The organism is Zooshikella harenae (assembly GCF_018837975.1).
Classification (GTDB): domain Bacteria; phylum Pseudomonadota; class Gammaproteobacteria; order Pseudomonadales; family Zooshikellaceae; genus Zooshikella; species Zooshikella harenae.
On record NZ_JAGSOY010000025.1, the window covers coordinates 1 to 20,971 of the forward strand.

The following is a 20,971-nucleotide window of genomic DNA, read 5'->3' on the forward strand; positions in this document are numbered from 1 at the left end:
TAGTTAAAAACTATACAATTAATGTTGTGTATTCATTGTGAAAGGAGTCTACCTTATGACTAAGCCTCGACTGCCTTATTATGAGCTTTCTGGTGAAGCCTTGGAAGGATTTAGGCAAATAAAACATTGCCTTGAAGACAGCTCGCTAGGGCTAGTACTTATTGAGTTGGTTTATTTACGTATTTCTCAAATCAATGGGTGTTCTTTTTGCTTAAATATGCATGCGAAGTCATTACGGGATCAAGGTGAAAGCAGTGAAAGAATTGATGCGTTAGCAGGGTGGCGAGTAAGCCATTTATTTTCTGCGCGTGAAAAGGCTGCATTGACCTGGGCTGAGTCTGTAACTGATATTGCAAATTCCCATGCAGAAGATAGGGATTACTTGCCACTTAAAGACTATTTTTCAGATAAGGAAATATCTGATTTAACATTTGCTATTGCATTAATGAATGGTTTGAATAGAGTTGCCGTGAGTATGCGTCAATAGTACTATTGTAGGAATAGAGAGTAAGTAGCAGTACTTACTCTCGACAAACAGGACTACTCAGTTGTATGTGAAACAGTTGTCATGTGTTTAATATTTTCATGAACAGGACAACGTTCGCATACATCATCAATAAACTGTTGTTTTTCTTCCTGAGATAAGTCAGCATCCATGGTGACCGCAATATTAATCGTATCAAACCCTGTACGATCATCTGTAGGCTTGCCAAGCAAACCTGCTGGGTTAAGGTCACCACTGACGTTAACTGTCATACTACGGAGGTTGACTTTATCCTGTTTTGCTTTAATTCGGGCGATGGATGCAACACAACCTGCCAATGAAACAAAAAAGTACTCCAGAGGATTAGGACCTTGATCCGTACCACCGGCTTGTTCTGGCTGGTCAAGTATAAGTTCGTGTTTACCCACTTTTGTCTCGATTAAAAAAGACTCACCCATAGTGGCGGTGACATTGACATGTTTTGTTGCCATTCTCGATCCTTATTTCATTAAAACTAATTGCAGCGTTAGCTTTTTAAATTAAACAAAATTATGAGCCATTATTTGATGATAAGCCGAAAACTTCAATGGTGGATGCAGTAAGCATTACATAGGCTTGCGTTCAGTCAATATACCTTGTGGCTTTATACCTGATAAGCATGACAATCGTGTGGTGACTAATTAGCCAGGATCAATTAAAATGGTAAACTTATTAGTTGTGGCTGCTGGTGATACTGGTATACCGCTAACAGCAGTGTACAACCTGGCAAATAAACAAACCATCCGATAGTTAATAAGATAGTAAACTGTGTGACTAATTCAGTGATTCAATCTCGTCCTTTTCGTGCTCGTGGTGCTTATATACAGCGTTGTTCTCAGTGTCGTGTACCAACCGTAGCATGTATTTGTGCCTTTACACCAACGCTTGACTCTAAGGCTACTTTTTGGTTATTGATGCATCCCTATGAGCGATATAAGCCTACCAATACTGGACAGCTACTGGTTGATACTTTGCCCAATGTGGCTATGTATGATTGGTATCGGACCATGCCAAATGATGACTTGTTAAGTCGAATACATTCAGAGCAGTATACGCCGATTTTGGTTTTTCCTGATGATATGCTGATGGGAAATCCGGTTATGACTGCGACAAGATTGCCAGAAATTACTAACCCCGCGTTTGTATTACTAGATGGCACATGGCAACAAGCCAGAAAAATTTACCGTAAAAGTGACTATCTTCACCAACTCCCCGTTGTCAGTATTAATGCTCAGCAATTATCTAGGTATCAGCTTCGCCGATCACAAAATCAAGGAAACCTAGCAACAGCTGAGGTGGTTATTCATTTATTGGCCGCAATGGGTGAAACTCAAAGTGCGCAGTTATTAGCTGATTATTTTCAGGTGTTTAATTATTGTTATATTTCGGGGAAAAATAATCATGCGCCTAAAGATCAAACACCCGAAATGGAGAGGTTATTGACTGCAAAATCAACAGCCTCGATATAGATACTAAACTTTTTTAGCTTAATAACCTTCAGGAGAGGGCATCATTCAATGTCCTCTCCCCAAAACATTCACTTATGTTTTTGTTAATAGGTATTTAAGGCATAATTTTTGAAAAGCTTTTCCTCGTGTATTGGGTAATTGTTTAAAGGAAAAGCTTATGATAAAGCAAGTATTTATCAATCAAAATATATTTAAAAAAATTTGTCATTATATTGTAGTGTGTAGTGTATTTCCAGTTATGGCAGTGGCAGACCATAACTGGAATAACTATCACTGGGCAAGAGTGGATAATGATAATTCAGTGTTTAGATTACAGGTTATTGACAGTACTACTACTGAATGGGGCACCTCGTATTATCAAACATTAGCAAAATGGTCAGTAGCGATCCCCTTAGATTCTGTAAAAAAAGAAGACAGTAATCGTGTCCGGAAACGTTGTAAAATGCAAGCAGGACAAGTTCGTGTCTGTAATGCAGATTATGGGTTTAATGGTTGGTTAGGGCTGGCAACCATTGGAATTGATGCTAATGGTCATATTGATCGTGGCACAGCAAAAATGAATGATAGCTATGCATCATACTGGACTATTCCAGGCGAAATGAACCATGTATTGTGTCAGGAAGTTGGTCACTTGCTTGGCTTAGGACACACTTCTGAAGATGGGTCCAGTCAAAAAACCTGTATGGACTATTCTACAGACCTTGAGAGCCAGTGGCCTAATACACATGACTATAATGAGTTAAGCGAGCTATATGCTCATCTGGACACCTATAATAGTTATCTAGGTAGCGAGAACAATTCAACTGATGAGGGGGGGTGTAACGCGCCTCCAGGGAAAGGTTGTAATAAAAATAATCTAGGCAGTCGAGCGCCTATGGGGTTCAGGGTGCATAAATCTGGTAATCATGAGATGTGGGTTGCTCATAGACCTGGTGGAGGTCTATGGATCCACCATATACGCTTGGCAAATTAGGTTAAAATTAATGACCTGATGTATTGGCTGGTGATGAATGGAATTGCTCGATTTGCTGTTCGAGCAGTTCATGTATTTCATCTTCAAAGTGCGGTAAATCTAAATTAAAAACATGGAGATATTTTTCAACACGTGCTGCGGTTAACCTCTTATTAAGAAGAAAGTATTCAAGTTCAGGAAGATGTTTGTCATGACGAGGTCTGATTTTCCATATAGCAAAATCACTATGAACTGAGGCTACGTGTCTTTGCATATAAATACAGAAAGGCTCAATATGATTTTTTCCTTCAGGACCTAAACAGCCTGGTTCTACACGTATTAAAATAACTATTTTTTTTTCATCAGGCAATGGCAACTGCGTTGTCATCGAATGACCTCTTAGTTATTAATTTTACCGTCTTTATAAGGTATAACATCAGTATAGTTAACTTGAGAGTAAAGGTAATATATCAGGTTATTCAACAAAGTCAGCTCTGGAACGAAGGTTTTTTGGTAAGCGGATATTCCATTTTTTGTGTTGTTGTTTGCTATATAAATAACGCCCCTTTTCGCCAACTATGGGCCGTATCATGTTGGGAGACTTACCTTTTAATATTTTTAATGCCATCTTGGCGGCTGTTTCCCCTTGGGTATAGCCATAAAGCACCAGTCCTCCAATCGTTTTATTTGCACCAACAGCAAAGTCCCAAAATGCAAACAGAGGAATAGGAGAGTGCTCAGATGTCCATATTAATAGCTGTTCAGCATCCACACTTTGCTCATTGTCATCTTTTAGCGTGTGATAAAGTCCAATAATAATTGCATCAAAGCCTTGGTTTTTGGTACCAAGGACAGTTTCTTTCCATTCTTTAAGGATACCTATTTGTTGAACGGATACATCGATCCCTCCTAAAGTGGTAGTAGTTTTACCTTTAAATTCTTCCTTTATGGCTGCACTTGATGTTGTTCCATCATTAAATAAAATTAAAAAATTTTTGATCGATGGGGTTGTCTCTTTTAGTTGAACAATAGATTTTTTAAATAATGGACGCTCTAGTACACCGGTTATATTTGTAAATACCACTATTTTATTGTGATTTTTCTTATCGAGATGATACTTATCAGGATTACGATAATAATGCAGCATAAAGTGAAAAAAAATCGATAAAGAATGTAGTTTATGAATGATGACTCTATATAATCAACATAGGAACCAGTACCTATGACCCATTTCCAGGGTTTGAAAAGAAAAACGTATGATATTTTAGGAAAAAATTTATCAGCAGGATAGCCAGGCTTTGGCCAAGAATACTTAAATGTCCCTCCACCAGCCAGTGCAGTATCCGTTGCTACAATGATTGGCTTGATACCGTCAGGATCTATTAGCTGTGACATATCTTGACCTTCTACGGTCTCTAGTAGAGGATGCATCAGAAATCGATATTCGAGCGTATTAACCCAAATATAGTTGCCATCTTCATAGCGCATTTGCCTTAGTACTTTTAGGGCGGATTCTTGCGCTTTTTCAATTCCCATTTTGTCTTGTTGACTGTAATAGTATTTAAGAATTCCTTCAGCTGTTTGTAATACTACTTTACTTTTATTGATGTGTTGTACAAAAAAACGGTTTTTTTCTGTAATCATGAATATAATATCTTTCATGCCAAAAATGATGATTATAAACGCGATTAATATTGATATCTTTGTACTACTACTCATACAATAACATTCAGTTTGTTGGGAAGCTTGGTTTAAGTGTAGGGCGGATCAATAAAGTTGTAACGGACATTTTTATGAATGATTGATTGTTTAATATAATTAGATTATATGCGTTTATTGCGTTACAACGGTATGGCTGTGTTAGTTTGAGAGAATTTATACTGATGAAGTATGAATATCTTGCTGTGATGGTGTGTAATTATAAATTGTTTTAGGTTTAATTATTATGTTAATAAATAAATCATTTTTAATTTTTTTGCTTCGTTGGTTTGTTTGTTGTTGTATTGAGTTGAATTTATATAATATCCTAAGATATCTTTAAAAGCGTATCTGGCTATACTTTAGTTTGAGTATTACTCGCTTAAGCAAGGAGGTCTTATGAAAGTAATACGTAAAGCCTTAGGGTTAGACCTTGTTGGAACTTATCAAGGGTTATCACTAGGCGGGTATGATATTACAAATCAGGATGGTCAATTAACTTTTCATGCCGTAGTATATAATCCTCTTATCTTTGAAACAGATACTGTACCTCTTTTTCGAATAAATTCAGCTTGTTTTAGTGCTGATATATTTGGTGACAACCGTTGTGATTGTAATTTTCAGTTGCAACAAACTATGGATTTGCTTTTAGAAAAACCTGGTCTTATGACATATCATTTTAACCATGAAGGGCGAGGGGTTGGCTTTGTTAGTAAAATAGAAGCGTATAAACTTATGAAGAAAAAAAATATCGACACTTTTCATGCACACGAACTATTGGGATTGCCTGAAGATGATCGAAACTTTTATTATGCAGTGTTAATTCTACATGATTTAAATATACATCGCGTTAATCTTATTACGAATAACCCACAGAAATGTTCATACTTAAAGGCTCATGGGATTGATGTCTTAGAGGTTATACCTATGGTCAGCAAACGCAAGGAGCATCAAGCATGTCTTTGGTCCAAAGTTATTCGCCAAGGTCACCTACATTACAGGCAACATCATCATTCCTAACAAAAATTGTGGATAGTATTGATAAAAGTGGCAATATTGTTTTAGGTATTGACCCAAGCTTGAATAATATTCCTACCTGCTTTAATCAATCCCACCGAATCGAGGCAACATTGGAAGTATATTGTCGAGAGTTACTCAATGCTGCTGTTGGAAAAGTGGCTGCAGTTAAGTTTCAAAGTGCATGTTTTGAGCAATATGGTCTTTTGGGTATGGTTGCGTTAAGTAATAGTTTGTCGTATGCACGTCAATTAAATTACATAATTATTTTAGATGCTAAAAGGGGAGATATAGCTGAAACAAATCAGTGTTATGCTAAGGCTTATCTTGATAATAGTAATAAAGCAGATAGTTTTTTAGTTGATGCTATCACTGTTTCGCCTTGGTTGGGAATTGATGCTTTGATGCCTTTTATTACACTTGCTGAGCAATACGGGAAAGGGCTTTTTTTAGTGCTAAGGTCATCAAACCCAGGTAGTGATACTGTCCAAAATTTTATGGGAAATAACATAAAACTTAGTGAGTATATTATTAATAACTTACTGGAAATTTTTGCTAGTGAGTCAAAATTAAGTCAGGTTATTGGTTTTGTTGTTGGCGCAACGTTACCTAGAGAGTCAGAAAGGATAAGACATTATCTGCCAGAAAGTATGTTTTTAGTGCCAGGAATGGGAGCTCAAGGAGGGCAGTGTAAAATAAAGCAAGCTTTTTTCGGCAAAGTTACCTCTCGAACACTTTTTCCTTTGTCTCGTTCGATAACGTTAATGAGTAGGGATATATCACGTAATGAGTTTAATCGAGTAATTTTAAAACGTTTGAATGATTACAGGGAACAATTAGCAGAGACCATGCTATGACAAATCATACATTGTTGATACTTGGTGCTAATAGCACTTTAGCGGGTGCAATTTTAAAACAACAGGAAAAGTCTAATTCCATTAATGTATTTGGTATTGATCGGCAGGATAAGGCAAGTTATTCACAGTTATCTGATTATATGAAGTTGGATTTTACAGGCATATCAATTCAGCAGATTTGGCAAGATCTTCCTTTGGACTTCTCTAATGAGCTTACTTTTATCAGTTGTATCGGTCGGTTCGGAGAGCAGGGAAGTCAACTACAGGGCCAATCATCACTATCAACAAAAGAGGTGTTGAAACAAGTTAATATTAACTTAATGTATGTGACATCTTTTTGCTGCGAACTTATTAATCGATGTCTGTATTATGGCTGCAAATGTCGTATTGTGGTTGTTGGATCTTCTGCCTCCTGGGTAGGTAGTCGGGATATTGGTTATGGCATTGCTAAGGCAGGGTTAAATGGTTTAGTGCTGAGTTTGTCAAAGTCATTTGCTTCCAGGGGAATCACTGTATTAGGGGTAAACCCAGGTATTTTTGACTCACTAATGGCTCGAAATGTTTCAGCAGAGCGTCAGCAGTATGCTATTCAGTCTACGCATATAAAGCGGGCAGGGCAGGTTGAAGAAATTGCTAAAGTAGTGGGCTATGCAGCACTTGAAGCACCTGACTACATGACAGGTGCAATTTTACCTGTTAATGGAGGACAATATACTTAGTATACCCTTCACGAATCATTTTTAGGGTTTGTTGTCAGCGCTTTTCACCCCAGTCACTTATTAATATAAGCTCCGGGGGCTTCATCACTTGACGGCCTTCCCTAAAAACCCTTCGTTTTGGGTATAATTTATAGCGAAAGGCTTATTCATTGGTTTGATGGTTTTCAATAAGTTGTTGAATAAGCACTTTGGGTTGCTCATTAAAAAATAGACGACTTTTACTGGGTTTTTGAAATGCTTCAAGTAAGGTTGGCAAAAATTCGGTCATACCTCCACTGCCAGTGAGTACACCAATCGGTTTGCCTATATCATAAGCGATTGTAAATTCATTGAGAGACCCCCACCGTCCGCTGATAAAAACCGCTGCATCACAGTGGCTTACAGCTACGACATTGCGATACTTTAAGCAAACTTGGTGTAGTTGTTTATGGGGGAAATCATTAGGAATAAAAATAAGCTGGTCAAAGTCATTTGCTGAAGTACCCATCATTGATTCATGAAGTTGCTCATGGGTGACAGCGGTACACCCAATCGTGTCGCCATGATGCGTTTTAGCACCTTTTACTGCTGCATAAGGTAGTCCTTGGCAGGCCCCTGTAATAAGTGTTGCACCTGCTTGAGCGATGAATTGACCAAGAAGCATTGCTTGTTGCTCTAGGCCTGGAGAAGTTCCTGCAGCTGAACCGAAAACTCCAATGATCATTTTGCGTTCCCTCGCAGATATTGTGCTCACTAGGTACTTATTAGTGTACACATACAATGAGTGTTCAAGTTAGACGTCATTTTAAGTATTACTTCGTTTCAACTCCTCAAACATGGGCAGTGACCAGGGGCGTATTGCTAATACCATACATGTACCATGTCTTTCCTCTAAGGATAGTCGTGTGTCATCATAATGCAGCTCATTGAATTTTCGCCCTAGCTCTCTAAGTTGTTTTTGTAGTATGCCAATGGATTCAGAACTGAGCATGCCATTAACACAGAGTAATAGTTCATCTTTGCCTCGAAAGCGACTGCGAAAAAATGAGCTTGGTACATGTTGCTGAAAAAACTGTTGAATAGGGCCATCTTCAAGCCAATGAAAATTACTATCGACACGTAGTTTGATACGATTATTGGGCAGTAGATCAATGATTTTCAAACGGTCCAATTGAGCAAGCAACTGAATGAGTTCTGTTTCCGCTAATTCGTAATAAGCGATAATTTCTGGAAATTGCCAATGATTTAATACCAAAATAGCAATGAGGAGTAATTTATTATCAGCCGTGAGGGCTTTTTCTTGATGGATGGTCAATGCTGATGGAAATTTTTCTTGTTGGCTCTGTTGTACCAGTTGGGCAATTGATATGTTCATCATACTGCAAATAGTGTGTAATCGTTGCAGTGAAAACTGTTCAGTGGCAAACAATCGTTTAACAGAAGCCTCAGAAATATCTAACCGTGTTGCAACCTGAGCATAAGTGATGCCATGGGCTCTTAACTGATGTTTAAGGGACTTGATGAGCTGTGTAATTTCTGACATATGATATTAAAACGGCTTTATGAAAATGTCATTTGCAGTATATCTTAGAGAGTGAAATGGGTGAGCACAATCTATTATGTTTAATTATACTCTTCGCTGTGGGATATATAAGCAAGTAACGACGAAACCACTAAAAAGGATTACTCATGGTGGTTATCAGTCTTGTTCAACTCCAGCATGATGACAGTTACATCATCAGGTAATGGGGATGCTGCATAGGTGTAAAAGGTTTCAATGACTTTATCTAATGCCTGTTGAAGGGGTATATCTAAAGTATCCACTAGTGCATTCTTAACGTGTTTTTCCAGTTGTTTGCGGCCATGAGGGGTGTTGGCTGATTCTAGTAAGCCGTCAGTATAAATCACTAGTCGTTCACCAGGGTAAAGCTGAATATTGACTGGTTCGTAATGTTGGCCAGGGATTAAACCCGGTAAGGGGCCTTCAACTTTAATGGATTTGCAACCACTTTCTTGACTAACAACGAAAGGAGGAGGGTGGGCTGCACTGGCACATAACAGCGTATCTTCATATTCATTAAATGCTAGGCAAATACAGGTTACGAGTGTGGTTTGTAATACATCGTTTGTTTCGGCGGCTTCTGATAATGCATTCAGTAGTTCATCTGGTGAGGGCGACACATTATGTGTAGCATGGATAAAACCATGAATAAAACCTGCGTAAGCATGCGAAAAGAATTTGGCCTGTTCTCCATGTCCCATAATATCGCCAAGTAATAGTAACTTGTTGTCTGGGCTGTTATAGATAAAGTCACCACCGCCAGAAGAAGCCGATTGAATGTAGGTGGCTGTATTGAAACGCCATAGTTGACTCGGAAGTTGGACACGAAGTGCTTTGGTTATGGCATTGTCTAACCGGTCGCCTAGTGTTGATTGAATTTGTTTGGCTCTATTTAAAACACGGTGAATAACTGCGAGGATTTTGTCTTTTTTTACGGGTTTAACAAGAAAGTCATCAATCCCTAAATCGACAGCATCTGCTTCTGTTTGCTCATTACCAGTTAAAAAAATAAATGGCATATTGCTGGTATTAGGGTTAGCCGCAAAACGTTTTCTCACTTCAAGTCCATTTAAACCTGGCATCATCATGTCAGAAATAACGACATCAACAGGGTGTCGGCTAACTTCTTTAACCGCTTCAATAGGATCAGTGTAAGTTTGAACCTGAAACTCTTCTTGTAGGTAGCGTTGTAAAATAGATACAGTGGTTCGATCATCATCAATCGCTGCGACTTTGGGTAAATTGACCTCAACAAGTTCACAACGAATCTGAAAGCAGTTGCGGTTATCTTTTCGTTGTTCCCGACATTCATAATGGTGTTCAGGAAATAATTGGCTGATAAGGGCAAGGCCCATACCTGATTCATTTAGATTGCTTTCGCTTGTAATACTAATTGATTCTTTTTTATTTGACATAATGGTGGCAAAGTCAAGAAAAACACCTCCATTATCATAAACAGAAAAGTACCAGTGATTTTCTGTTTTAAGTAACTCGATGCTAACTGTGGAAGCGGGAGGGTCTGCATGTTTGATTATGTTGGTGGTAATTTCGCTACATACCAACAGGATATTGTTTTGTGTTTCAGCTGGAAGTTTGGTTAATGGCAATGTTTTTGAGAGTGTATGCCGAAGCTTTCGAATACTATCTAAATTAGCTTTTGTGCTTTCCTCTAAAAGACAAACACTCATAGCACACCTTTTGCTGAAGTCGAGGTATTAACAGAGATACAAGGACGGTAAGCACTAAAATGCTGTACTTCTTGATAGCAAAAGTGTGTCGATATGACTAATAGGCCACATGCTCTCACTACAGGCGGTAGCATTTTCCGTTGCTTAACCATAGAGAAAGTCCTTTGAATATTACCTAGTGTACTTGATTTAGTATAAGCCGAGCCGGGAGTTTCTGCTTGGCTTGGTTAAACGTTAGTTTGTATATAGGGTAATTTTTCATCAGTGACATAGTGTATATGCATTTTACTATACTCTTTGCGAATCAATTTTATACCTCTTGAGCACAAGGGGGATGTTGTTACTATTGTTAGTTTTAACAGACCAGGCTAGCCCCACTAAAAATCCTTCACTGTGTGTAGTGTTATAGCAGGTTCTGGTGTTAATTTCAGAAAGTTATAATATGTTAGACTTGGTTATGGTGTGATGATAGTGCTTGAATGCAGGTATCTAAAGAGTCATAGAATGTAAGTACCTGGTTAACGCCAAAGAGATGCAGGAGATGGAGCGGTTGTTCTTTTACACCAATCAATGACAGGGTTCGATTAGCTTTTGATAGCCTTTTATATAAGTATAAGAGTGCAGTGATTCCAGACGAGTCTATAAAGTTGACTGCACTCATATCAACTAGCACATTGCTGTTCGCCATTTCAATAACTCGTTCAATGAGCGGGTGAACGGCTTGTACTGTCTTGATATCAAGGTCAGACTTGAAAGCAATCACATCTTGCTCATTAAACTTGTATGTAATACAAAGTGAAGAAGGGTAATCACCTTCAATAAACATAGGCTTGCCTCAATCAAGCATTTAAAGTTAATAGGAATCATCCTTTTACTTATGGGTACCTCTAAAAATGCACTTTTTCTGTGAAAGCTGTGTCAGCGTTGTACTCGGATCCTCATGTATTCCTTATACATTACGGTCCTCCGTGCAGTGCTTCCTTGCTCTCACAAAGAGATCACTATTTTTAGAGATGCCCTTATATCTATATCAACATAGAACAACCTGATACTTCATCGCTGTTAATTTTTTATTGCTCATTATTTATAAAGATATGCCTATGGGATTTTTAACCAACGAAGTTAACTTAGTGGCCATTGGTGGTGGTCATGGTTTAGGTAAATTAATGTCTGCATTAGCCTTTTTAGGTGCAAACCTAGCAGGGATAGTTACTACAACAGATGATGGGGGATCGACGGGACGATTACGAGAAGAAAGTGGTTGTATTGCTTGGGGGGATTTACGTAATTGCCTTAATCAGTTGGCGGCTGATCAACCCAATTTAGCACGAACACTTTTTGAATATCGTTTTGAATATGATGGCACTTTACAAGGCCACAATCTTGGTAATCTTATTTTATTGGCATTGGATCAGTTAAGTGTGCGACCTATGGATGTTGTGCACTTAATAAGCGCATTTTTACGTGTTGACGCACAATTAATCCCAATGTCTGAACAACCAACACATCTTGTCGCTGAGATCAATGGACAGTATGTTCGTGGGGAGACCCAAATTGATGCAGCAGAAATAAGGCCTTCATCATTATGTTTAGAGCCAAAGGTTCAGGCGACTCATGAAGCTGTACTGGCGATTAACAAAGCTAATTATATTATTTTAGGGCCAGGCAGTTTTATGACGAGTATTTTACCACCATTGTTGATATCTGATATTGTTGATGCCATTTTGCAAAGAGCAGTACCCATTATTTTTGTGGCTAATATGCAACCAGAAAAGAGCAGTTGCGGAAAACTCAGTTTAACTGATCAGTTAGATTGGTTATCTCAGTTAACAGGGATTTATGTCGATAGAGTAATCTGGCCCGCAGAGAGAATTCCTGTACCACGCTCTTATCCTAAACTCCATGTTGCCCACTTAGGGGATGCCAAGCATCCTTATTATCATGACAAAATAAGTCTGCAGCAAGCAATTATGTCTGTTTTACAGCAGTATTAGTCTACATCAGTAGCTGTGTGAGTAAACTAGGTATTTTTTTACGGCTAAAATGATTGGCGATAGAAACAATGAAACGAGAATTTAAAGATACCTATAATGTAGGTTTTTTAGTGCGTTCTGTTTATTGATAGATACTGATAAAACTATATAAAATTATGGCTATTTGGGATAATAAAGTAGTTGTTAAATAAAAATGGGTCAGTTTTTATTACATAAAATAATGAATAAATGTTATATAAAAAAATAACTATATGAATTGTTTGAAATAAATGAAGTGCGCATATTTTTTGCCTTTATAGTGTTGATTTAATTCTAGCTATGAGGGGAGAGAAATGGCTAATAGCCAAATTAAAAAAACACTAGTAGGTATATCCTTTTCTTTATTGAGTTGGCAGGCGTTAGCTGTCCCAATTCAGTGGACTGATTGGATAGACGGTGAGACAACGGCAGATGGCTTTGTCGCTACGGGGGTGATTACAACAGAAACAGCTACTATTGATGTAACGTATATGAATCCTCAAGGTATTGCTTTTTTTCAACCCAGTGGTGGTACAGATTACTGGACACCTCGTGACCCCACAACCTCACCTTATACCAGTGATGTAGTTGATAATATCCCTACAGACACTGACATTGTTGCATTAAGATATGCAGGTATGCAGACACTTTCCTTTTCAGACGCGATAGCCAATCCTGTTTTCTCTTATGTCAGTTTAAATGGTAATGGTTATGCATTTGATCAGGACTTTGAAATTTTAAGCTTTGGTAATGCTTCTGATGGTAATGCGTGTGGGTATTGGGGATGTGGTACTTCATATAAAAATGTTGTTGATTTAGGTGGGGATGTTTACGAATACCAACTGCTTGGTACTGGAGAACCTCATGGCACTATCAGATTCACAGGAGCATTTGACACCGTGAGCTGGCGGAGCCTCAGTAATGAGTATTGGAATGGTTTTACTGTAGGCGTTGAGGGTACTGCTGATGAGGTCTTTCCCGAACCGGACCCTGAGCCAGATCCTACACCAGTAGCTGAGCCTGGAACATTTTCTGCGGTTGCACTGGCTTTGCTTGCTTTGATTGGCTTACGTCGCCGTGCTTATCCAATACACTAAATAGTGTGCTAGGTCTGTTTACCCTTGTAAGACAGGCCTATATCCACTGACCAGCTTGATGACAATCCAGACAGGTTACCTAGCAGCTGTCAATACATTGGCTATGCTTAGAGTAGACAAACTGTCATGGATTAGTCATATGCGTGAAAATAAGCGGCATAGCCCCCGTGTTGAGCGTATTGAACGGGCGCTGATTCAGTTATCTTCTGGTTGTGCAAGACGTGGTGAGTCAGGGGTAACTGTTTCGGCCCAAATTAGAGATGTTTCTGTTACAGGCTTTAAAGCGCTGTTACCTGCTCATATTCAGGAGGGGGCAATTGTTGATGTGTGCATTTCGGTTGTTGATCATATGCATCGGTATTTATTAGTGGCTCAAGTTATGTGGGTTAAACTTGATGAAGAAAATGAAGAATACTGTTTAGCTGGATTTCGGTTATTGCCTTCTGAGGAGTCTGATCTAATGATGTGGATGCGTGCTTTTCGGGGGATTAGCCATCCTGGTAAGCATAGTGTGGACCGTAAGCGGAAAGCGTTGTTTGGGCACTAAGTATAATAAGTTTATCGAATCCTTGTATATTCTATTAAACACTTAGTTGCTATGACCAAACCCCCTCCCTTCCAGGAAGCATGATTTTCCTGTCTGGTGCTTATTAAGTAAATCGCCATTGAAAAACTGGCTTTAGATATTAAAGACAGCTTTAACATACTCATTTTAGCCTATTTCGCTGTTAGCCTCATGAGTTTCACTCATATTATGGTTACTTCTGGAGAGCAGCTTGCTGCTGTTAAAATGTGCCCTAAATACACAAATGATGGCGTGATTTGAAACACGGTAGATGTATTATGCAGCGCTTTTTGTCTTTCTCTTGTCGTATTCTGGTTGAGTCGATACAGTTGAATGCCCAAATACTCGTATTGAAGCGTGTTGGAATTACAAAATAAATAGGGAGCATTATTTATGCGTATTGCTTTTATTGGACTGGGGGTAATGGGATACCCCATGGCGGGGCATTTGCAAAAAGCGGGGCACCAAGTATGTGTTTATAATAGAACACCACAAAAAGCAGTGTCATGGTGTGAAATGTATGGTGGGGAAAGTGCAAATACACCAGCAGGTGCTGCTAGTAATGCAGAAATAGTCTTTGTGTGTGTCGGTAATGATGATGATTTACGGAGCGTAGTTTTTGGGCATGAAGGTATTTTAGCTGGAATGTCATCAAATACGGTATTGATTGATCATACAACAGTTTCTGCGCAAGTGTCTGAAGAAATTGCTGAAGTAGCGGCTAAACAACATGTTAGTTTCATGGATGCGCCTGTATCAGGAGGTCAACAAGGTGCTGAAAAAGGCTTACTGACGGTAATGGTTGGAGGGGAGGCAACGGTTTTTGCGCGTACAGAATCAGTTATCAGTTGTTATGCGCGAGCTGTACGTCATATGGGGCCAGTAGGCGCAGGCCAAAAAACAAAAATGGTTAATCAAATTTGTATAGCAGGTTTAGTGCAAGGGTTAGCTGAAGGGTTACATTTTGCTAAAGCCAGTAGCTTAGATCCTGAGGCTGTCGTTGGTGTGATTAGTAAAGGTGCTGCACAGTCTTGGCAAATGGATAACCGACATAAGACGATGCTAGCAGGAGACTATAATCATGGTTTTGCTGTTGACTGGATGCGTAAAGATTTATCGATTGTACTTGATGAAGCCCGAAAAAATGGTGCACATTTACCAGTTACGGCTTTAGTTGATCAATTTTATGCGGCTGTTCAGCAAATAGGGGGAAATCGTTGGGATACGTCAAGCCTGCTGGCATTATTAGAAGCCAGGTCACTGGTTAAGACTGATTAGCAACGATTTTTTAAATGCGTTTACTGATACAAAATTAAACAGCTATCCTGGGTGAAACATTCGCCCAAATCGTTATATAATCCGCCCTTTTGTGCGCAAATTGTGTTGCTCTGTACCATAGATTTGGCAGGCCGAATTAAAGACGTGGTGATCAGAACGGCTTTCGGCGTTGTTAACAGAGAAAGCACACTGTCTGAAATGAAGTCACTAAGCTGTCTCTAAGCTAAGAAATGACTCGTAAAGACCAATACAGGTTGCAAATTAGCCCTGATGGAATGCATCTATGAAGAGTTCAGAAATACGTACCGCCTTTTTAAGTTTCTTTCAACGCCATGGCCACGAAATTGTGCCTAGCAGTTCATTGATACCTGCAGATGATCCAACACTGCTGTTTACTAATGCGGGTATGAATCAATTTAAAGATGTATTCCTGGGCAGAGAAAAACGAACTTATACACGAGCGACCTCGTCTCAGCGTTGTGTGCGCGCCGGAGGTAAACACAATGACTTGGAAAATGTAGGTTATACCGCTCGGCACCATACTTTTTTTGAAATGCTGGGTAACTTTAGTTTTGGTGATTACTTTAAGCGAGATGCAATTAAATTTGCCTGGGTGTTTCTCACCGAAGAACTTAAGCTCCCTGCAGAAAAGCTGTGGGTAACGGTTTATAAAGATGATAAAGAAGCGGAAGACATTTGGTTTAATGAGATTGGTATTGATCAGACACGTTTTTCCCGTTTAGGAGAAAAAGATAATTTCTGGTCAATGGGGGACACAGGTCCCTGTGGCCCTTGTTCTGAGATTTTTTATGATCATGGTCCTGAGGTTGCAGGTGATCCTCCTGGTGGCCCTAATGATGATGGTGATCGTTATATCGAAATTTGGAATCTGGTATTCATGCAGTTTAATCGCCAGGCCAATGGTGAGTTAGAACCACTGCCAAAACCTTCAGTGGATACGGGGATGGGTCTAGAGCGTATCGCTGCCGTCTTACAAAATGTGCACAATAATTATGATATTGATTTATTTCAGCACATACTGCAAAAGGCGTCTGATATTTTAGGTGGTGTGGCGCTGGATAATACCTCATTACGGGTTATTGCTGACCATATACGATCTTGTTCGTTTATTATTGCAGATGGCGTTATTCCTTCAAAAGAAGGACGCGGATACACCTTACGTCGTATCATCCGTCGTGCGATTCGTCATGGTAATAAATTGGGTGCGACAGAACCTTTCTTTTATAAATTAGTGGCTGCACTTGCTGAAGTTATGGGCGAAGCTTACCCTGAGCTTGTTAAAGACCAAGCAGCTATTGAGCGTACTTTATTAAAAGAAGAAGAGCAGTTTGCGCGTACCTTAGATAACGGTATGCGTGTACTAGAAGATGCTATTGCTAATCTGTCGGGTAATGAAATTTCGGGTCACACTATTTTTACCCTTTACGATACCTACGGTTTTCCTGTTGATTTAACCAATGATATTGCCCGTGAACGAAACCTGTCATTGGACTTGGCAGGTTACGAGCAGGAAATGGAAAAGCAACGGGAAATAGCAAGGAAAAGCGGTAAGTTTACCGTTGACTATAATAACGTTCTGGATATTAAAGGTGCTACTGCGTTTACCGGCTATGAACGTGTCAATGACCAGGCTGAAATTACCGGCTTATTTGTTAATGGTGAACCCGTTGAAGCAATAAAAATAGGTGAGCAGGGCATTATTGTTCTGGAAGAAACGCCTTTTTATGCAGAGTCTGGTGGTCAGGTGGGTGATACCGGAATTTTGCAGTGGCAAAATGGCAAGTTCCAGGTTAACGATACGAAAAAGCAAGGCGAAAACCATATTCATTTAGGTCAGGTCCTGGAAGGTTCCTTTACGGTAGGCCAAAAAGTAAATGCTTTGGTTGACCAAGATAAACGTATTGCGACAGCACAAAACCACTCTGCTACTCATTTATTACATGCGGCACTTCGTAAAGTGCTCGGTGAGCATGTCACTCAAAAAGGCTCATTGGTAGATCATGAGCGTTTACGGTTTGATTTCTCTCATACTGAAGCAGTGAGTGCAGAGCAGTTGGCTGAAATACAGCGTATGGTTAATGAGCAGATTCGGGTTAACACGCTAGTGCAAACAACAGTCACTGATATTGATAGTGCCAAAAAAATGGGTGCAATGGCATTGTTTGGTGAAAAATATGGCGAACAGGTTCGTGTACTTGCCATGGGGCAATCTCAATTTTCCGTTGAATTATGTGGTGGTACACACGTCGCACAGACAGGTGATATTGGTGCTCTTATTATTGTACAGGAAACAGGTATTGCTGCGGGTGTTCGTCGTATTGAAGCCATTACTGGTTTACAGGCGCTAAACTGGATTGAACAGAGTGAGCAAATAATTGGTCACGCTTCAGGGCTTTTGAAAGCTTCTCGTGAAACGCTGTTGGATAAGCTGAATGCGGTTTTAGAACGTAACCGGTCTCTGGAAAAACAAGTTGAACAGTTACAGCAAAAATTGGCGAGGGTGGCTGGTAGTGACTTGCTAAGCCAGGTCAAAACAGTGGCTGGACTGAAACTATTAGCGGCTGAAGTCCCTGGAATTGATGCTAAAGCGATGCGTGACACCATTGATCAATTGAAAAATAAAATGGGGTCAGGTGTTGTGGTCTTAGGTACTAAGATCAATGAAGAAAAAGTGGCTTTAGCGGCAGGAGTAACTAAAGACCTCATCAACCAAGTAAAAGCTGGTGATATTTTGTGCTATGTTGCTGGTCTGGTCGGTGGTAAAGCAGGTGGTCGTCCGGACTTTGCGCAAGGTGGTGGTTCTGAGCCTGCAAAGCTCTCTTCTGCAGTTGCTTCAGTCGCTACTTGGCTTGAAGAGAACGCATAATCCTTCACTTTATGGGATTACTTAGATGAGTTAGTAAAAATACTGACTCATCAGTTTGCAAGCGCAAGCAAATAATGTTTAATTATTGCTCTTTTTTGTAACGCAGCCTAGTTAGCTCATATTGGGATCTAACGAATCACATATCGATTGCATACGGATCGTTCGTATGATGAATGTGGAGCAGCTGTATCATAGCATCAGTGGCAGCAAGTGGAATATGGCACTAATAGTACAGAAGTTTGGTGGGACTTCAGTTGGCTCCTTGGAGCGCATCCAAGCAGTAGCGGACAAAATAAAGAAGTTCAGGGATAAGGGCGATGATGTAGTCGTAGTGGTTTCAGCCATGAGTGGTGAAACCAATCGGCTAATTGATATGGCCAAGCAAATGCAAGTTAAACCTACCGCTCGGGAGCTAGATGTGCTGCTCTCAACAGGGGAGATGGTCACCATCTCTTTGCTTGCTATGGCACTTAATGAGCGTGGTTGTCCAGCATGTTCTTATACGGGCGGGCAGGTAGCTATTAAGACCAATAATGCTCATAACAAAGCGCGTATTGAACATATTGATGTTGAGAATGTTCAAACAGACCTGAATGCTGGACGGGTCATTGTGGTTGCAGGTTTTCAGGGCATTGATGCTCAAGGAGCTATTACTACATTAGGCCGAGGTGGCTCTGATACTACCGCTGTTGCTTTGGCTGCAGCACTGAAAGCGGATGAATGTCAAATCTATACTGATGTTGATGGTGTTTACACTACTGATCCCCGTGTTGTGGATAATGCTCGGCGCCTCCCTAAAATTACCTTTGAAGAAATGCTGGAGATGGCCAGTCTGGGCTCAAAGGTGCTACAGATTCGATCTGTAGAGTTTGCTGGGAAATATAATGTTCCCCTCCGAGTACTGCACAGTTTTCAAGAAGGCCCTGGCACACTAATCACTTACGAGGAAAACGACTCAATGGAGCAACCATTAATTTCCGGTATTGCTTTTAATCGAGATGAAGCGAAATTAACAGTAAAAGGTGTTTCTGATACACCAGGTGTTGCGTATCAAATTCTGGGGCCCATTTCTGCTGCCAATATAGAAGTAGATATGATTATTCAGAATGTCTCTGACGATAAGACAACAGATTTTACCTTTACTGTTCATCGAAACGATTATCAACAAGCATTGGAAATTTTGGAAAAAACCGCTGCCGAGTTAGATGCTCGAGAAGTTGAAGGTGACAATAAAATTGCCAAAGTTTCTATTGTTGGCGTTGGAATGCGTTCTCACGCAGGGGTTGCTTCCACAATGTTCGAAGCTTTGGCTAAAGAGGGCATTAATATACAAGTGATTTCAACCTCAGAAATAAAGGTCTCAGTGGTAATTGCTGAAAAGTACCTTGAGCTGGCGGTACGAGCTTTGCATTCAACTTTTGAACTGGATCAAGTGCCCGGTGATGAGGAATGAAGGCTGTAAGTGTTTAGTGAAAATACGCATAGAATCAGTTTACCCAGTAGTTACACTATTACGATAATCAAAAGTAACTATTTTTAAGCTTTTTATGCGTTGTGGTTAGCGATTTAACTGCAAATTTGCTTAACTTTTTGATAATGGGTTGTTAGGCGTTTTTTAGGGATCACGGACAACACTATCGGATATGCACTGGCTTTATATTAGCATATCTAGACTTGATGGATTTGTTGCTGGATCTCTCTATTTAAGGAGATAGTAATGCTGATTTTAACTCGCCGAGTAGGTGAAACTTTAATGGTTGGTGATGACGTTACAGTGACAGTCCTGGGCGTTAAAGGTAATCAGGTGCGGATTGGCGTAAATGCACCTAAAGAAGTTGCGGTTCACCGTGAAGAGATCTATCAACGGATTCAAAAGGAAAAAGAAGAAAAATTAAACAGCGTAAATACTTAAGTACTTTTTTTAAAAAAGTACTTGGAATTTCGCGCGAATCTGTTACTATTTCGCGCGTCTTCCGGAGAGATGGCCGAGTGGCTGAAGGCGCTCCCCTGCTAAGGGAGTATACGTTAATCGCGTATCGAGGGTTCGAATCCCTCTCTCTCCGCCAGATTCGGTTGAAGTAATTATTATAGTGTTATAGAGGTTAGCTTAGTAAAAATTAAGGTAACCAATTACCGGCCAGTTAGGTAAATTTAGTTTAAGTATTATCTTCTAAAGCTTAAGCAAAAATAGATTGACCTAATCAAAGTAAATCACTATATTACGCAACCCGAAAGCAGACGGGCGTCCGTAGCTCAGCTGGATAGAGTACCTGGCTACGAACCAGGCGGTCGGAGGTTCGAATCCTCCCGGACGCGCCATATTAAAAAAACCTGCTAAAATAAGCAGGTTTTTTTGTGAATGCTTTTGATGGTTCTGGACTTTATTTTTAGTTGGCTGTTAATAAGTGAGTTAACTAACTGAAAATAAACAGTTTAAGTTGACTAAAAGGTTCAAAATCATTATAGTTTAGACACTCAAGTACGCGTCCGTAGCTCAGCTGGATAGAGTACCTGGCTACGAACCAGGCGGTCGGAGGTTCGAATCCTCCCGGACGCGCCATATCAAAAAGCCACCCAATAATGGGTGGCTTTTTTTATGTGTTGTATTTTTTTACGACACTTGTCTCTATTAATAGCCATGCTTTTGGTGTGAACAAGTCCCCTCAGAA

The 20,971-nt window shown here is 39.8% G+C and carries 22 protein-coding genes and 3 tRNA genes; 16 read left to right on the top strand and 9 right to left on the bottom strand.

Going from position 1 to position 20,971, the window contains the following annotated elements; translation table 11 throughout:
* Nucleotides 1-55 precede the first annotated feature (55 nt).
* Nucleotides 56-487: a carboxymuconolactone decarboxylase family protein gene (locus tag KCG35_RS11940; RefSeq protein WP_215819932.1), complete on the top strand. Its 432-nt coding sequence runs from the start codon at nt 56-58 to the stop codon at nt 485-487.
* 53 nt (nt 488-540) lie between these two features.
* Here KCG35_RS11940 and KCG35_RS11945 read toward each other — a convergent pair whose 3' ends face one another.
* Nucleotides 541-975: an OsmC family protein gene (locus KCG35_RS11945; protein ID WP_215819933.1), complete on the bottom strand. Its 435-nt coding sequence runs from the start codon at nt 973-975 to the stop codon at nt 541-543.
* A gap of 318 nt (nt 976-1,293) precedes the next feature.
* Here KCG35_RS11945 and KCG35_RS11950 point away from each other — a divergent pair, with 318 nt between their 5' ends.
* Together KCG35_RS11950 and KCG35_RS11955 are read left to right on the top strand one after the other, a co-directional pair.
* The gene (locus KCG35_RS11950) at nt 1,294-1,992 is read left to right on the top strand and encodes a tRNA-uridine aminocarboxypropyltransferase (RefSeq protein WP_215819934.1); all 699 of its coding nucleotides are present in this window, start codon (nt 1,294-1,296) and stop codon (nt 1,990-1,992) included.
* A 157-nt stretch (nt 1,993-2,149) separates the two neighbouring features.
* A complete protein-coding gene (locus tag KCG35_RS11955) occupies nt 2,150-2,965 on the top strand; it encodes a zinc metalloprotease (RefSeq protein ID WP_215819935.1) in 816 nt (271 codons plus the stop codon).
* Nucleotides 2,966-2,972: 7 nt separating this feature from the next.
* Here KCG35_RS11955 and KCG35_RS11960 read toward each other — a convergent pair whose 3' ends face one another.
* The 3 genes from KCG35_RS11960 to KCG35_RS11970 all read right to left on the bottom strand — a co-directional run bounded on the left by KCG35_RS11960 (nt 2,973) and on the right by KCG35_RS11970 (nt 4,588).
* On the bottom strand, nt 2,973-3,332 hold the full coding sequence (locus KCG35_RS11960; RefSeq protein ID WP_215819936.1) for a hypothetical protein: 360 nt from the start codon (nt 3,330-3,332) through the stop codon (nt 2,973-2,975).
* Nucleotides 3,333-3,419: 87 nt separating this feature from the next.
* Entirely contained in the window at nt 3,420-4,028 is a 609-nt protein-coding gene (locus KCG35_RS11965; RefSeq protein ID WP_215819937.1) for an ABC transporter substrate-binding protein, read from the bottom strand.
* Nucleotides 4,028-4,588: a cache domain-containing protein gene (locus KCG35_RS11970; RefSeq protein WP_215819938.1), complete on the bottom strand. Its 561-nt coding sequence runs from the start codon at nt 4,586-4,588 to the stop codon at nt 4,028-4,030. The genes KCG35_RS11965 and KCG35_RS11970 overlap by 1 nt, the downstream gene beginning before the upstream one ends.
* A gap of 453 nt (nt 4,589-5,041) precedes the next feature.
* On the opposite strand from KCG35_RS11970, the gene KCG35_RS11975 reads away from it, so the two are divergent.
* The 3 genes from KCG35_RS11975 to KCG35_RS11985 are packed head-to-tail and all read left to right on the top strand — an operon-like array spanning nt 5,042 to nt 7,235.
* Nucleotides 5,042-5,662, top strand: a complete 621-nt coding sequence (locus KCG35_RS11975; RefSeq protein WP_215819939.1) for a GTP cyclohydrolase II — start codon at nt 5,042-5,044, stop codon at nt 5,660-5,662.
* Nucleotides 5,599-6,516, top strand: a complete 918-nt coding sequence (gene pyrF, locus KCG35_RS11980) for an orotidine-5'-phosphate decarboxylase (protein ID WP_215819940.1) — start codon at nt 5,599-5,601, stop codon at nt 6,514-6,516. The genes KCG35_RS11975 and pyrF overlap by 64 nt, the downstream gene beginning before the upstream one ends.
* Nucleotides 6,513-7,235 (top strand): SDR family NAD(P)-dependent oxidoreductase, encoded by a 723-nt coding sequence (locus tag KCG35_RS11985; RefSeq protein ID WP_215819941.1) that lies wholly within the window; start codon nt 6,513-6,515, stop codon nt 7,233-7,235. Before pyrF ends, KCG35_RS11985 begins: the two co-directional genes overlap by 4 nt.
* A 142-nt stretch (nt 7,236-7,377) precedes the next feature.
* Here the strand turns inward: KCG35_RS11985 and KCG35_RS11990 are convergent, their stop codons facing one another.
* From KCG35_RS11990 to KCG35_RS12010, 5 genes are all read right to left on the bottom strand, one after another.
* Nucleotides 7,378-7,938: an SLOG cluster 4 domain-containing protein gene (locus KCG35_RS11990; protein WP_215819942.1), complete on the bottom strand. Its 561-nt coding sequence runs from the start codon at nt 7,936-7,938 to the stop codon at nt 7,378-7,380.
* A gap of 81 nt (nt 7,939-8,019) precedes the next feature.
* On the bottom strand, nt 8,020-8,757 hold the full coding sequence (locus tag KCG35_RS11995; protein WP_215819943.1) for a helix-turn-helix domain-containing protein: 738 nt from the start codon (nt 8,755-8,757) through the stop codon (nt 8,020-8,022).
* A gap of 140 nt (nt 8,758-8,897) precedes the next feature.
* Entirely contained in the window at nt 8,898-10,463 is a 1,566-nt protein-coding gene (locus tag KCG35_RS12000; protein ID WP_215819944.1) for a SpoIIE family protein phosphatase, read from the bottom strand.
* Nucleotides 10,460-10,615, bottom strand: coding sequence for a hypothetical protein (locus KCG35_RS12005; protein ID WP_215819945.1), 156 nt, complete (start codon nt 10,613-10,615; stop codon nt 10,460-10,462). The genes KCG35_RS12000 and KCG35_RS12005 overlap by 4 nt, the downstream gene beginning before the upstream one ends.
* A 293-nt stretch (nt 10,616-10,908) precedes the next feature.
* Nucleotides 10,909-11,289: an STAS domain-containing protein gene (locus KCG35_RS12010; protein WP_215819946.1), complete on the bottom strand. Its 381-nt coding sequence runs from the start codon at nt 11,287-11,289 to the stop codon at nt 10,909-10,911.
* 274 nt (nt 11,290-11,563) lie between these two features.
* Between KCG35_RS12010 and KCG35_RS12015 the strand changes: the two genes are divergently transcribed.
* From KCG35_RS12015 to KCG35_RS12060, 10 genes are all read left to right on the top strand, one after another.
* Entirely contained in the window at nt 11,564-12,457 is an 894-nt protein-coding gene (locus tag KCG35_RS12015) for a gluconeogenesis factor YvcK family protein (RefSeq protein WP_215819947.1), read from the top strand.
* A gap of 332 nt (nt 12,458-12,789) precedes the next feature.
* The gene (locus KCG35_RS12020; protein WP_215819948.1) at nt 12,790-13,572 is read left to right on the top strand and encodes a hypothetical protein; all 783 of its coding nucleotides are present in this window, start codon (nt 12,790-12,792) and stop codon (nt 13,570-13,572) included.
* 139 nt (nt 13,573-13,711) lie between these two features.
* Nucleotides 13,712-14,119 carry a PilZ domain-containing protein gene (locus tag KCG35_RS12025; protein ID WP_215819949.1) on the top strand — a complete coding sequence of 136 codons (408 nt, stop codon included), beginning with the start codon at nt 13,712-13,714 and terminating at the stop codon, nt 14,117-14,119.
* A 411-nt stretch (nt 14,120-14,530) separates the two neighbouring features.
* Complete coding sequence (locus tag KCG35_RS12030) at nt 14,531-15,415, top strand: NAD(P)-dependent oxidoreductase (RefSeq protein ID WP_215819950.1); 885 nt, start codon at nt 14,531-14,533, stop codon at nt 15,413-15,415.
* Nucleotides 15,416-15,698: 283 nt separating this feature from the next.
* Nucleotides 15,699-18,302 carry an alanine--tRNA ligase gene (gene alaS, locus KCG35_RS12035; protein WP_215819951.1) on the top strand — a complete coding sequence of 868 codons (2,604 nt, stop codon included), beginning with the start codon at nt 15,699-15,701 and terminating at the stop codon, nt 18,300-18,302.
* A gap of 217 nt (nt 18,303-18,519) precedes the next feature.
* On the top strand, nt 18,520-19,755 hold the full coding sequence (locus KCG35_RS12040) for an aspartate kinase (RefSeq protein ID WP_215819996.1): 1,236 nt from the start codon (nt 18,520-18,522) through the stop codon (nt 19,753-19,755).
* Between the two features lie 264 nt (nt 19,756-20,019).
* Nucleotides 20,020-20,214, top strand: coding sequence for a carbon storage regulator CsrA (csrA, locus tag KCG35_RS12045; RefSeq protein WP_027709340.1), 195 nt, complete (start codon nt 20,020-20,022; stop codon nt 20,212-20,214).
* 63 nt (nt 20,215-20,277) lie between these two features.
* Nucleotides 20,278-20,368, top strand: a tRNA-Ser gene (locus KCG35_RS12050).
* A gap of 176 nt (nt 20,369-20,544) precedes the next feature.
* Nucleotides 20,545-20,621, top strand: a tRNA-Arg gene (locus KCG35_RS12055).
* A gap of 164 nt (nt 20,622-20,785) precedes the next feature.
* Nucleotides 20,786-20,862, top strand: a tRNA-Arg gene (locus KCG35_RS12060).
* Nucleotides 20,863-20,971 lie beyond the last annotated feature (109 nt).